Source organism: Streptococcus suis, from assembly GCF_016743335.1.
Classification (GTDB): Bacteria; Bacillota; Bacilli; order Lactobacillales; family Streptococcaceae; genus Streptococcus; species Streptococcus suis_Y.
This window is the reverse complement of sequence record NZ_WCJE01000056.1, coordinates 1-12,584: the sequence shown is the minus strand read 5'-3', so window position 1 is coordinate 12,584 and position 12,584 is coordinate 1. Positions and strand designations below refer to the sequence as shown.

General features: G+C 44.4%; 10 protein-coding genes. 2 read left to right on the top strand and 8 right to left on the bottom strand.

Annotated features, from left to right (window positions below):
• Positions 1 to 26 precede the first annotated feature (26 nt).
• The 5 genes from sstT to cdaA all read right to left on the bottom strand — a co-directional run bounded on the left by sstT (position 27) and on the right by cdaA (position 5,994).
• Positions 27 to 1,232 carry a serine/threonine transporter SstT gene (gene sstT / locus F9856_RS11075; RefSeq protein ID WP_202106635.1) on the bottom strand — a complete coding sequence of 402 codons (1,206 nt, stop codon included), beginning with the start codon at positions 1,230 to 1,232 and terminating at the stop codon, positions 27 to 29.
• A gap of 161 nt (positions 1,233 to 1,393) precedes the next feature.
• On the bottom strand, positions 1,394 to 2,938 hold the full coding sequence (locus F9856_RS11070) for an ABC-F family ATP-binding cassette domain-containing protein (RefSeq protein WP_202106634.1): 1,545 nt from the start codon (positions 2,936 to 2,938) through the stop codon (positions 1,394 to 1,396).
• A 145-nt stretch (positions 2,939 to 3,083) separates the two neighbouring features.
• Positions 3,084 to 4,433: a phosphoglucosamine mutase gene (gene glmM / locus F9856_RS11065; protein ID WP_202106633.1), complete on the bottom strand. Its 1,350-nt coding sequence runs from the start codon at positions 4,431 to 4,433 to the stop codon at positions 3,084 to 3,086.
• Between the two features lie 12 nt (positions 4,434 to 4,445).
• Positions 4,446 to 5,150 (bottom strand): YbbR-like domain-containing protein, encoded by a 705-nt coding sequence (locus tag F9856_RS11060; RefSeq protein WP_002940535.1) that lies wholly within the window; start codon positions 5,148 to 5,150, stop codon positions 4,446 to 4,448.
• Positions 5,140 to 5,994 (bottom strand): diadenylate cyclase CdaA, encoded by an 855-nt coding sequence (cdaA, locus tag F9856_RS11055; RefSeq protein WP_029943627.1) that lies wholly within the window; start codon positions 5,992 to 5,994, stop codon positions 5,140 to 5,142. Before cdaA ends, F9856_RS11060 begins: the two co-directional genes overlap by 11 nt.
• A 179-nt stretch (positions 5,995 to 6,173) precedes the next feature.
• On the opposite strand from cdaA, the gene murT reads away from it, so the two are divergent.
• Together murT and gatD are read left to right on the top strand one after the other, a co-directional pair.
• Positions 6,174 to 7,517, top strand: coding sequence for a lipid II isoglutaminyl synthase subunit MurT (murT, locus tag F9856_RS11050; RefSeq protein WP_202106632.1), 1,344 nt, complete (start codon positions 6,174 to 6,176; stop codon positions 7,515 to 7,517).
• A 1-nt stretch (position 7,518) separates the two neighbouring features.
• Entirely contained in the window at positions 7,519 to 8,307 is a 789-nt protein-coding gene (gene gatD, locus F9856_RS11045) for a lipid II isoglutaminyl synthase subunit GatD (RefSeq protein ID WP_202106631.1), read from the top strand.
• A gap of 300 nt (positions 8,308 to 8,607) precedes the next feature.
• On the opposite strand, the gene F9856_RS11040 is transcribed toward gatD, so the two are convergent.
• The 3 genes from F9856_RS11040 to F9856_RS11030 all read right to left on the bottom strand — a co-directional run bounded on the left by F9856_RS11040 (position 8,608) and on the right by F9856_RS11030 (position 12,244).
• Positions 8,608 to 9,435 (bottom strand): putative RNA methyltransferase, encoded by an 828-nt coding sequence (locus F9856_RS11040; protein ID WP_202106630.1) that lies wholly within the window; start codon positions 9,433 to 9,435, stop codon positions 8,608 to 8,610.
• Between the two features lies 1 nt (position 9,436).
• Entirely contained in the window at positions 9,437 to 9,913 is a 477-nt protein-coding gene (locus tag F9856_RS11035; protein WP_202106629.1) for a helix-turn-helix domain-containing protein, read from the bottom strand.
• 432 nt (positions 9,914 to 10,345) lie between these two features.
• Positions 10,346 to 12,244 (bottom strand): ABC-F family ATP-binding cassette domain-containing protein, encoded by a 1,899-nt coding sequence (locus tag F9856_RS11030; protein ID WP_202106628.1) that lies wholly within the window; start codon positions 12,242 to 12,244, stop codon positions 10,346 to 10,348.
• Positions 12,245 to 12,584: the final 340 nt, after the last annotated feature.

Here is a 12,584-nt window from a genome sequence, read left to right as displayed (position 1 = left end):
AAAAAAGTTGGTCACCCAACTTCTTTCTATTTTTTCCAGGCAGAGCGTTCTGCTACAACTGTAAACAAGACATCGGTCGATGAATTGAGGGCTGTTTCACAAGAATCTTGAATCACTCCGACTACAAATCCTACTCCAACAACCTGCATGGCGATTTCATTTGGAATACCAAATAGGCTACATGCTACTGGGATGAGGAGAAGCGAGCCACCGGCTACCCCAGATGCTCCTGCTGCTGATAGTGATGCAACAACGGATAAAAGAAGAGCTGAGCTGAAATCAACACTGATGCCAAGTGTATGAACAGCTGCCATTGTTAAAATATTGATGGTAATGGCAGCTCCTGCCATGTTCACTGTCGCACCCAAGGGAATGGAAACAGAATAGGTATCTGAGTCAACTCCTAATCGTTTTGCTAACTGCATATTGACAGGGATATTTGCTGCTGAACTTCTTGTGAAAAATGCCGTAACCCCACTAACTCGAAGACATTCAAATACCAGCGGGTAAGGATTTTTCTTCATTACAAGAAAAGCAATCAAGGGATTGACAACAAGTGCGACAAAAATCATGCTTCCAACCAAGAGTAAGAGCAGTAAACCATAGTCTTTTAAAGCCGTCAGACCATTATTTGCAATGGTATCGAAAACCAAGCCCATGATACCAAATGGTGCCAGACCAATAATCCAGCCTACAACTTTAGAAGTCACTTCTGCCGCAGATTGCAATAAATCTTTGGTTGTCTTGCTTGCATGACGAAAGGCCAAGCCAAACACTGCCGCCCATGTCAAAACACCAATATAATTAGCCGTTGCAAGAGCATTGATTGGATTGTCGACTATTTTCAATAACAAATCTTGAAATACTTCAGCAATCCCTTGTGGAGGGGTAATGTCCGTAGTCGTTGTAGTAGAAAGAACTAGTTTAATAGGGAATAAATAGCTTGCTCCTACAGCAATGAAGGCCGCCGCAAAAGTACCAAATAGATACAAGCAGATAACTGTCCTCATATTCGATTTTTGACCAGCAGGAGCTTGTGATAGAGCATGTGCTACCAAGGTCAGAACCAAAAGAGGGGCTATAGCTTTCAATGCTCCTACAAATAGACTACCAAAGAGAGCAATGACCGCTATTTTTGGAGCAATTAAGCCTAGTAACACTCCCAAAACAACACCAATTCCGATTTTTCGGATTAAATTCATTTTTTTCCATACAGATATTATATTATTCACTCATTTACCTCCAAACAAACATTTTTTCATATTAGCAGAAAAACGAGGCTTGGTCAATAGAATAAAAAATGAGTATCAGGTAGTGAAAATTTGAAAAGCATGTAATAACATTTTCGTCTTTACAAACTGAACCAAAAAGCTACCTTTCGATAGCTTGCTTTTTATGTCAATTTATTAAAATCCCATACATCGTCCACCCAGCCTTCATAGAAATCAGGCTCGTGGCAGACCATGAGGATAGAGCCCTTGTAGGCTTGAAGGGCACGTTTGAGTTCATCCTTGGCATCCACATCCAAGTGGTTAGTCGGCTCGTCGAGAACCAGGACATTGTTTTCACGGTTCATAAGCAAACAGAAGCGAACTTTGGCCTGCTCACCACCTGAAAGAACTTGAATTTGGCTTTCGATATGCTTGGAAGTCAGACCACAACGAGCCAAGGCTGCTCGTACTTCCGCTTGGTTAAGGGCTGGGAAGGCATCCCAAACGGCTTCCAGAGGGGTCTGACGATTGCCACCAGCAACTTCCTGTTCGAAATAACCGAGTTCTAGATACTCACCGCGCTCCACAGAACCACCGAGCGGTGGAATAATCCCCAGCAAACTTTTAAGAAGAGTGGATTTACCGATACCGTTGGCACCGACAATGGCAATCTTCTGGTTGCGCTCAAAGGTCAGATTGAGCGGTTTACGTGTCAATACACGATCATAACCAATTTCCAAATCAGTCGTTTGGAAGATAAAGCGACTTGGAGTTCGAGCCATTTTGAAATCAAATGATGGCTTTGGTTTCTCTGCTTGAAGCTCAATAATCTCCATCTTGTCCAGCTTCTTCTGACGAGACATGGCCATGTTTCGAGTTGCAACACGGGCCTTATTACGGTTAACGAAGTCCTGCAAGTCTGCGATTTCCTTCTGCTGGCGCTCATATGCTGCCTCTAACTGAGCCCGCTTCATGGCATGGACTTCTTGGAATTGGTAGTAATCACCTGTGTAGCGAGTCAAAAGCTGATTTTCCACATGGTAGACAATATTAATTACATCATTCAAGAAAGGAATGTCGTGCGATATCAAGACAAAGGCATTTTCATAGTTCTGCAAGTAGCGTTTGAGCCAGTCGATGTGTTCAGCATCCAGGTAGTTGGTCGGCTCATCCAGAAGTAAGATATCAGGCTTTTCCAAGAGCAATTTTGCCAAAAGTACCTTAGTACGTTGTCCCCCAGATAACTCTGTCACATCCTTGTCCATGCCATAGTCCATGACACCAAGCGCACGCGCCACTTCGTCAATCTTGGCATCAAGCGTATAGAAATCACGGCTTTCCAGACGGTCTTGCAGCTCGCCAACCTCTTCCATGAGGGCATCCATATCGGCACCCTCTTCTGCCATAGACATGTAAATGTCATTGATACGAGCTTCTGTCTTGAAGAGTTCATCGAATGCTGTCCGCAAGACATCACGGACTGATTGACCCTTTTCTAGTTTAGCATGCTGGTCCAAATAACCTGCCGTTACATAACGTGACCATTCAACCTTACCTTCATCTGGCTGCAATTGACCTGTCACGATAGACATGAAGGTCGATTTCCCTTCTCCATTGGCACCGACAAGACCAATATGCTCCCCTTTTAAAAGACGGAAGGAGACATTCTCAAAAATCGCGCGGTCACCAAACCCATGACTTAAATTCTTTACTTCTAAAATACTCATAATTTCCTCACAACATCAAAGAACTGGAGTAACCAAACTCCAGTTTTTACATTTATTTTCGCAGTCTTGAGTGGAACTACTAGCCACCTAATCAATCTGGTGGTTCAAGACAATGAAATCATCTTAACCAATGATTGATTTCTGCTTAAATTCCGATTTCTGCACGAACCACATCTGCAATGGTGTCCACGTAGTAATCGACTTCAGCATCCGTTGGCGCTTCTGCCATGACACGCAAGAGGGGCTCAGTGCCACTTGGGCGAACCAAGATACGACCGTTGCCAGCCATTTCTGCTTCCATTTTTTCAATGATAGCCGCAATTGCTGGCACTTCCATAGCCTTATCTTTCATGCTGTTTTCCACACGGATATTGACCAATTTTTGTGGGTAAATGGTCACTTCTGCTGCTAATTCTGACAACTTCTTACCAGTTTCTTTCATGATTTTGGTCAATTGCACAGCGGTCAACTGGCCGTCGCCTGTGGTGTTATAATCCATCAGAATCACATGTCCTGACTGCTCACCACCGACATTGTAGCCACCTTTACGCATTTCTTCCACCACATAACGGTCACCAACTGCGGTCACAGCTTTTTCAATACCTTCACGATCCAAAGCCTTATGGAAACCAAGGTTAGACATAACAGTTGTCACAATGGTATTTTTAGCAAGTAACCCCTTGTCAGCCAAGTACTTACCAACGATGTACATGATACGGTCACCATCAACCAAGTCACCATTTTCATCAACGGCAATCAGTCGGTCACTGTCTCCGTCAAAGGCAAGTCCGATTTGACTGCCAGTTTCTTTCACCAATTCCTGCAATTTTTCTGGGTGGGTTGAACCAACGCCTTCGTTGATGTTCAAACCGTCTGGCTTTTCAGCCATAACCGTCAATTCAGCACCTAAATCCGCAAAAATTTGACGAGCAGAGGTTGAGGCAGCACCATTAGCTGTATCAAGTGCAACTTTCATACCGTCCAAATCTGTACCAGTTGACACCAAGAATTGCTGGTACTTACGTAGACCTTCTGGATATTCTACCACATCTCCTAGACCTTTAGCAGATGGGCGTGGCAATGTGTCTTCCTCAGCGTCAAGAAGAGCCTCAATTTCCGCTTCCAATGCATCATCCAATTTGAAACCATCACCAGCAAAGAATTTGATACCGTTATCTTGCGCTGGGTTATGACTTGCAGAAATCATGACACCTGCACTTGCTTTTTCAGTTTTTACTAGGTGGGCAACACCCGGTGTCGCCAAAACTCCCAATTTATACACATGAATCCCTACTGATAGAAGCCCTGCAATCAAGGCAGCCTCTAACATTTGACCTGAGATACGTGTGTCACGCGCCACAAAGACACGAGGAACATCCGTCTCATGCTGGCTAAGGACATAACCACCAAAACGACCCAATTTGAATGCTAATTCTGGCGTTAATTCTACGTTTGCTTCTCCACGGACACCATCTGTCCCAAAATATTTACCCATTTTCATAACCTCTTATTTTGTTTTTGTAAGTATAATTTGCATATTTGCTTCCGTCTGAGACAGTACAACTGGCAAGACATTGCCGTCGCTATCTACAGCCTGTAATTTAGCTGTACCACTATAATTCTCAGACAGATTGCTCACATCCATCGCAACAGCTTCGACCTGATCAATCTTAGCCATTGTTTCTTCATCCGTTGTCACTTTAACGGTATCTACGTTGACCGAAACCTTAGACAGACTGTAACCTTCTGCCAATTGATTACTATATACTCTACCAGCTACCGGGAATGCCTTGCTAACTTTTTTACCAATCTTAACGGTAATCGCATCTGGTGCTAGTGTCGCACTCACTCCTGCTGGCAAATTAGTCAATTGTAACTTGACAGTCTGTGTCCCATCACTCAACTCTCTCAAATCCGCAGTCACTTGAAAAGTCCGAGTTGACTCATCGGATTCTCTCTGTAGGAGAACACGATTAGAGCCCCTTAATTCAACTGCTACCGTCGAAGAAAATCCGGAAATAAAATACTTGTTTGTATCATATTCAATCTCAATCGGTACATTGCTCAGTGTGTGAACATAGGTTTCTGACTCCGTGTTCTGTGCAGCTGTTTCTGAATTTTTATAGTTGGTGGTTGTTGCATAGAAAAAGAGCAACAATGCTAGAAAAATAGATAAGGCTAAGTGACCTACAGCTTTAAACTTATCGTTCATGTTTGCCACCTCCTAATCTCTTCCAGATGGACTTTTTCTCTACATTTTCAGAAATAAAAGTCGCTCGCAACTCTGCTTCAAACTCATCCAAAGTCAAATCATGTTTAAATATCCCGTTTCGTGCAATAGAGATACTGCCAGTTTCTTCAGAAACAATAAATACAAACGCATCAGATACCTCCGATAAGCCAATGGCTGCACGATGTCGTGTTCCAAATTCCTTTGAAATTCCTGCGCTCTCTGACAGGGGCAAATAAGCACAAGCAACAGCTACCTTGTCTTCCTTGACAATTACAGCCCCATCATGTAGCGGTGTATTCGGGATGAAAATATTTATTAACAATTCCTGCGATATATCCGCATTGAGTGGAATCCCCGTTGCTCTATATTCTTGCAATGTTTGGGCTTGTTCTACTGCCACAAGTGCACCAATTTTACGCGGAGACATATAAGCAACCGATTTGAGAAAAGCAACAATTAACTTTTCTTCTGCACTCACTGTATTTGTCCCAAAAATCTGAGTTGTCCTACCGAGTTTTTCAAGCATAGCACGCAACTCTGGTGCAAAAATAACTACTGCTGCAATAACCCCATACGTGATTACTTGATTAATCAGCCAAGCAATCGTCTGCAGACCGAATAAACTCGCTATAATCTGGAAAATAATGAAGAGAAAAACCCCTCGAATCAATGTCATAATTTTAGTACCTGCAATAGCCTTACTAAAATTATAAATCAAATAAACAACAATACTAATATCAATTAGGTGCAACAGTGCGGTCCAAGGACTGGCTATCAAACTCGACCAATACCCTGTATCCAGTAACTGGTTTAGGTTTAACATATCATTCTCATACTTTCTAACTCATACATAGTAATGTACCCATTATACCATATTTTCCCCTTTTCTTTAGAAAATAGTGACCTTCCTGTTAAAAATAGTACAGATTTACTGCAGGAATATATCACGTTCCAACACACTCCATTCTAGAAAATCAGTGACCTTTATGATAAAATAATCCCATGAAAATAAATACAGCTTTGGGTATTCTAGCAGGAAAAAGCTCCCAGTTCATTTTGAAAAAACTAGGACGTGGTACTACTCTGCCTGGGAAAATTGCCCTCAAATTCGATAAACATATTTTAGATAGTTTGGCTAAAGATTATGAAGTCGTTGTTATTACTGGAACTAATGGTAAAACTCTAACAACAGCCTTGACCGTAGGTATCCTCCAAGAAGCCTTTGGCGAAATCACGACCAATACCAGCGGTGCCAATATGATGACAGGGATTACGGCAACATTTTTATCTGCTAAGAAAAACAAAAACGGCAAGAAGATTGCCGTCTTGGAGATTGACGAAGCAAGTCTTGCCCGCGTGACCGACTTTATCAAGCCTAGCTTGATTGTCTTTACCAATATCTTCCGTGATCAGATGGATCGCTACGGTGAAATCTATACCACCTTCCAGATGATTTTGGACGGGGCCGCCAAAGCTCCACAGGCAACTATTTTAGCCAACGGTGACAGCCCGCTCTTCAACTCAACGACGGTTATCAATCCAGTTAAGTATTACGGTTTCGCGACAGAGGAGCATGTGCCGCGTCTGGCCCATTACAATACCGAGGGCGTTCTCTGTCCGCATTGCCACCAGATTATCCAGTACAAGCTCAATACCTACGCCAACTTGGGTAGCTATATCTGTACCAACTGTGGCTTTAGCCGACCTGAGCTGGACTACAAGTTGACCGAACTAAAAGAAATCACCAATACCTCTTCTACCTTTGCCATTGACGGTCAGGATTATAAGATTAACATCGGCGGGCTTTACAATATCTACAATGCCCTAGCAGCTGTCAGCGTGGCAGAATTTTTCGGCGTATCTCCTGAGAAAATCAAGGCAGGTTTTGACAAGTCCAAAGCTGTTTTCGGTCGCCAAGAAACCTTTAAGTTGGGTGATAAGGATTGTACCTTGGTCTTGATTAAAAACCCTGTCGGTGCAACCCAGGCTATTGAAATGATGAAACTGGCTCCATACGATTTTAGCCTGTCCGTCCTTCTAAATGCTAACTACGCTGACGGAATTGATACCAGCTGGATTTGGGACGCTGACTTTGAACAAATCACTCAAATGGACATTCCACAAGTCTTTGCAGGCGGTGTTCGTTCGTCTGAAATTGCCCGTCGCCTCCGTGTGACTGGCTATCCTGAAACCCAGATTACTGAAACGCCAAAACTAGAAGACATCATGACCTTGATTGAGCAATCGAGTAGCCAACATGCTTATATCCTCGCAACCTATACGGCTATGCTGGAATTCCGTGACTTGCTAGCTCAACGCCAAGCAGTTGGAAAGGAGATGAAATAAAATGGTCTATACGTCATTAAAAAGTCCTGAAAAAGACTATGCTTATGATCTCCACATCGCCCACCTCTACGGAGATTTGATGAATACCTACGGTGACAATGGTAATATCCTCATGCTCAAGTATGTGGCTGAAAAGCTGGGGGCTCGTGTTCAGGTGGACATCGTTTCACTGACAGATGAATTTGACAAGGATTTTTACGACATCGCCTTCTTTGGTGGTGGTCAAGACTACGAACAGTCTATTTTAGCCAAGGATTTACCGATAAAAAAAGACAGCCTAGCAGACTTTATCGAAAACGATGGCGTCATGCTGGCTATCTGCGGTGGCTTCCAATTGCTCGGGCAATATTACATCGAAGCTGGCGGTCGCAAGATCGACGGTCTAGGTATCATGGGCCACTACACCCTCAACCAAACCAACAACCGTTACATCGGTGACATCAAAATTCACAATGATGAATTCAACGAAACCTACTACGGTTTTGAAAACCACCAAGGCCGTACCTTCCTAGCTGGCAACCAAAAACCGCTGGGCAAGGTTGTCTATGGTAATGGCAACAATAAAGAAGACGGTGGCGAAGGCTTGCATTACAAAAACACCTTCGGCAGCTACTTCCACGGACCAATCCTGTCCCGCAATGCCAACCTAGCCTACCGCTTGGTCACTACTGCCCTCCGTAAAAAATACGGACAAAACATCCAACTTGCTAGCTACGCTGACATCCTCAGCAAAGAAGTCGCTGAAGAATATGGCGATGTAAAAAGCAAGGCAGAATTTGATACTCAATGAAAATCAGAATCAGACTAGCACCAAAGGTTTGGGGAACCTTTGGTGGTGGGAAATAAAGCGAACGAAGTTCGCTACAAAAGGTTTGGGGATCCTTTGGTGGTTGGAAATAGAGCGAACATCGTTCGTGTCTATATGGCGCCGATAGAACTCTGTCACTTTATTATTGTCAAGTGACAGGCTGGAAACCTCCGCTGGAGCTTTCCACTCATCAAATCAAGTCAACAACGTCTGACTTTGATTTTCGAAGAGTATGAGAAATAAAGCAAAACCGCTTCTGATATCCAGAGGCGGTTTCATTTTTTATATCGTTCCTACCAAAAGTACTGCCTCAACCGTAATCTTGGTCAACTGGCTCAAGTCCAGCTTGGACTGGTCCACTTGGAAAAAGAGGGGTGTCATGTCTGCCAAGACTTGAGCATGGGCGGCTGTAATCGGCAGGGTCCGGCTGACCAGTACTTGCTCCACCTGTCCCACGTAAGACTTGAAATGGTCCACGATATCTTGGTTGTCATAGGACTCCTTACGGAGTTGGTCTTTTGCTAAATGACGGAGCTCTTTGAGGTGATTGGGACCTGGGACCAGCTTGAGAATAGCCCCATCAGCTTTCAGCACTCTGGCAAACTCCTGATAGTTGGCTGGAGAAAAGATGTCCAAGATGCCGTCAATGGTCTTATCTTGAATAGGCAACTTGGTTAAGTCGCCGACAAACCATTTGACCGACTTGGTCCTGTCAGATTTGGCTGCTAGGAGAATGGAATCCTTGGAAATATCAAAAGCAAGAATGTCCAAGTCCATTTTCTCGGCTAATTTGCGGGAATAAAAACCCTCTCCACAGCCGATATCCAAGACAGACCGTAAGCCCAGCTCTGCTATTTTTCTCTCAAAAGCCTCGTAGAGATGGTCGTAATAGCCCGCCTCTAAAAAGGCCTGGCGGTTTTCAAAGCTAGACTTGTGGTAGTTGGCGGACTGCTTGACCTGGGGTGCCAGGTTGACGTAGCCCTGCTTGGCAATGTCAAAGGTGTGGCGGTTGGGACAGCGGAGGCTGTTGAGGTCAAGACCAAGACCCTGCCCACAATGTGGACAGGCAAAAAATTGGTCGCTATTTAGGAAACGTGGGTGTTTGGTCATCTTACTTATTTTCTTTTCTAAAGCGGTGCAGAGCTAGTCCTGATAGGAGCGTGGCAAGGGCTCCTGTAAAGACCAGCAAGTAGCCGACTGGAATGAGATAAAAATTTTCATGTAGAATGCCCTCGGCATCAATATATTCGATCGAGTTTGCCTTGATGACAAAGCAGACGAATCCGAGAAGCATGAGAAAACTACCAATAATGGTAATGGTCAGGTGCATCTGGGTGCGGCGGCCTTCACGACCGTCTTTTACAAGTTTTTCTGTCATGTTGTTCATGTCAGTTCCTCCTGAGATAAGTTGATCTAAGGAGATCGAAAAGACAGAGGACATGAGAATTAAGAGCTCCAAGTCGGGCAGATTTTTGTCATTTTCCCAGTTGGAAACAGCCTGCCTAGTCACATTGAGTTTGAGGGCAAACTGCTCCTGGGTCAAGCCTTCCTTCTTTCGTAAGTCTTTGATTTGCTGTCCAAAGTTCATTTCTTTCTCCTTTCGGGGAGCGGGACAGAACTCGAAAAATGAAAAAGAGTTCGTCAACAATTTTTCGTTTTAAGTTGTTGAGCTGAAACAGTCTATCCCCAGACTGTTTCACTCCCACCCCCGCACAGTTGATTAGGTCAGATTTGAAGTGTGCAACACGAATTGCTGAGATTTGCTTCACAAATCTTATCTCCAACCTTTAACAGTCCACTGGACTGTTAAACCCAATCAACCACTGCGCTGAGATGTTGACACCACCTTCGAGAAGTGATGCTAATCTCTAAACTCATCTTAGCCTGTCGGTCGATGTTTTCCAAGAAAGGCTGGCTTGCCCTGGACTTTTTTAGCGAAAGGTGGTCTTGCTAACTCCGCAAGACTGGCTTGCAAGCCGTTCTGTCAAGGATTTGAGCCTCTTGTCAACTCCCTGTCAACCTACCCCATCTGCTCAGATAATTCTTCCCATTCTTCCATAAGACTTTCTTGTTGACTAATCAGTTGGTCGATTTCTTTTTGGTAATCGGTCAGCTGGCCGATGTCGTTTGTTTCTAGCATGGCTTGGTTAAGCTCGCTGAGATGGTTTTCGATGGCCTCAATTTCTGCCTCGATTTGCTCGATGCGGCGGGCCAGTTTGCGTTGCTCTTTTTGGTTTTCCTTTTGGGCTTGGTAGCCCATGGCTCCGGCTGATTGGCTAGTACTTTCTAGCTGGTCAGGCTGGGCTTCTGCTTCCAGCTCTGCCTTTTTCTCCAGATAATAGTCATAGTCGCCCAAGTAGAGCGTGGAGCCAGTTTCCGAGATTTCGAGCACCTTGGTGGCGACGCGGTTGATGAAATAGCGGTCGTGGCTGACAAAGAGCAGGGTTCCGTCAAAGTCGATGAGGGTATTTTCCAGCACTTCCTTGCTGTCGATGTCCAGGTGGTTGGTCGGCTCGTCAAGGATGAGGAAGTTGTTGTTTTCCATGGACAGCTTGGCCAGGAGCAGGCGGGCTTTTTCCCCACCCGATAGCATAGAAACGGACTTTTTGACATCGTCACCCGAGAAGAGAAAGGCTCCCAGACGGTTGCGGATCTCCACTTCAGGCGTGGTCGGAAAGGCTGACCAGAGCTCCTCCAAGACCGTGTTGGAAGGCGTCAGGGCCGACTGGGTCTGATCGTAGTAGCCCACTTCCACATTGGCACCTAGTTTGGCTTCCCCTTTGATAAATGGCAGAGCTCCGATGATTGATTTGAGCAGGGTAGTTTTTCCGATTCCATTGGGACCGACAATGGCAATGGCATCCAGCTTTCGTTGGTCAATGGAAATAGGCTGAGAAAGGATATCTCCATCGTAGCCAACCGCAGCATTTTCCACTGTCAAGACGATATTGCCAGAAGTCTTGTCCGACTGGAAGGTCATGTTAGCAGACTTGTTATGGGCAGTTGGCTTGTCCAGTCGCTCCATCTTTTCCAACTGCTTGCGTCTAGCCTGAGCACGCTTGGTGGTCGAAGCACGGACAATATTTTTCTGAACAAAGTCTTCTAACTTGGCAATTTCCTTCTGTTGCTTCTCATAATTTTGCAATTCCGTTTGCAACTTCTGCTCTTTGAGCTCGACAAACTGAGAATAATTGCCCACATAACGATCCAAGGAATGCTTGGTCAGGTCCAGTGTCAGTGTCGCTACCTTGTCCAAGAAATAGCGGTCGTGACTGACGATAATCAAGGCTCCCTTGTAATGCACTAGGTAGTTTTCCAGCCAAGCAATCGTGTCAATATCCAGGTGGTTGGTCGGCTCGTCCAGTACCAATAACTCTGGGCTTTCAAGAAGCATCTTTGCCAGAGCAAGTCGAGTATTCTGACCACCAGAGAGTTCGGAAATTTTCATGTCCCACATGGTCCGGTCAAACTTAAAACCATTCAAAATAGCACGGATATCCGCCTCATAGTTAAAGCCACCTGCCAGACGAAATTCTTCCGACAGACTATCATAGGTTTTCATCAGCTGGTCAAGTTCACTACCAGACAAACTGCCCATTTGCTCTTCCATAGACCGCAGGCGTTTCTCCGTCATCCGCAGATCATCAAAGACATGAAGCATTTCATCGTAAATGGTATTTTCCGACTCAAAACGGCTGTCCTGTGCCAGATAGGAAAGGGACAAATCGCGCTTGGCTGAAATGTCACCGCTGGTCGCTGCTTCTTCTCCGACAAGGATTTTGAGCAGAGTAGACTTGCCTGCCCCATTTTTTCCGACAAGGGCAATCCGATCACGTTCATCGACTTGAATGTTGATATTGTTAAATAAAACTTCGCCCGCAAAAGAGCGTTCAATCTTGTTTCCACTTAGAATAATCATAGCAATATTGTACCATAAATTAGCCGAACCGTGGTAACCGCCCAATAACAAAGTATATTGAAAAAGGCTCCAAAGTCCTATCGACTCTGGAACCTTTTTCTATTTACATGCTCTCTTAATATTTTTATCCCATGGAAAATAGGATTCTATAATCAAATGAAACAAGAACAGGACAAAAGTGTCTCAAGGAAAGTATCGCAATTTGGCAAGGCTTTTCTGAGGTGTTTTTGTCCTGTTCTTGTTTCAATTAGTCATGCATTATATCACAAATGTACTGTTTTTGTTTCATTTAACTATATAACATAACCTTCGTCGCGCACCCGCATAGCGGGTGGTTTAG

Bases quoted from the DNA above. Each gene is read 5' to 3' on its own strand.
- F9856_RS11070 (WP_202106634.1), bottom strand. From the start codon at position 2,938: ATGAGTATTTTAGAAGTAAAGAATTTAAGTCATGGGTTTGGTGACCGC.
- glmM (WP_202106633.1), bottom strand. From the start codon at position 4,433: ATGGGTAAATATTTTGGGACAGATGGTGTCCGTGGAGAAGCAAACGTA.
- F9856_RS11060 (WP_002940535.1), bottom strand. From the start codon at position 5,150: ATGAACGATAAGTTTAAAGCTGTAGGTCACTTAGCCTTATCTATTTTT.
- cdaA (WP_029943627.1), bottom strand. From the start codon at position 5,994: ATGTTAAACCTAAACCAGTTACTGGATACAGGGTATTGGTCGAGTTTG.
- murT (WP_202106632.1), top strand. From the start codon at position 6,174: ATGAAAATAAATACAGCTTTGGGTATTCTAGCAGGAAAAAGCTCCCAG.
- gatD (WP_202106631.1), top strand. From the start codon at position 7,519: ATGGTCTATACGTCATTAAAAAGTCCTGAAAAAGACTATGCTTATGAT.
- F9856_RS11040 (WP_202106630.1), bottom strand. From the start codon at position 9,435: ATGACCAAACACCCACGTTTCCTAAATAGCGACCAATTTTTTGCCTGT.
- F9856_RS11035 (WP_202106629.1), bottom strand. From the start codon at position 9,913: ATGAACTTTGGACAGCAAATCAAAGACTTACGAAAGAAGGAAGGCTTG.
- F9856_RS11030 (WP_202106628.1), bottom strand. From the start codon at position 12,244: ATGATTATTCTAAGTGGAAACAAGATTGAACGCTCTTTTGCGGGCGAA.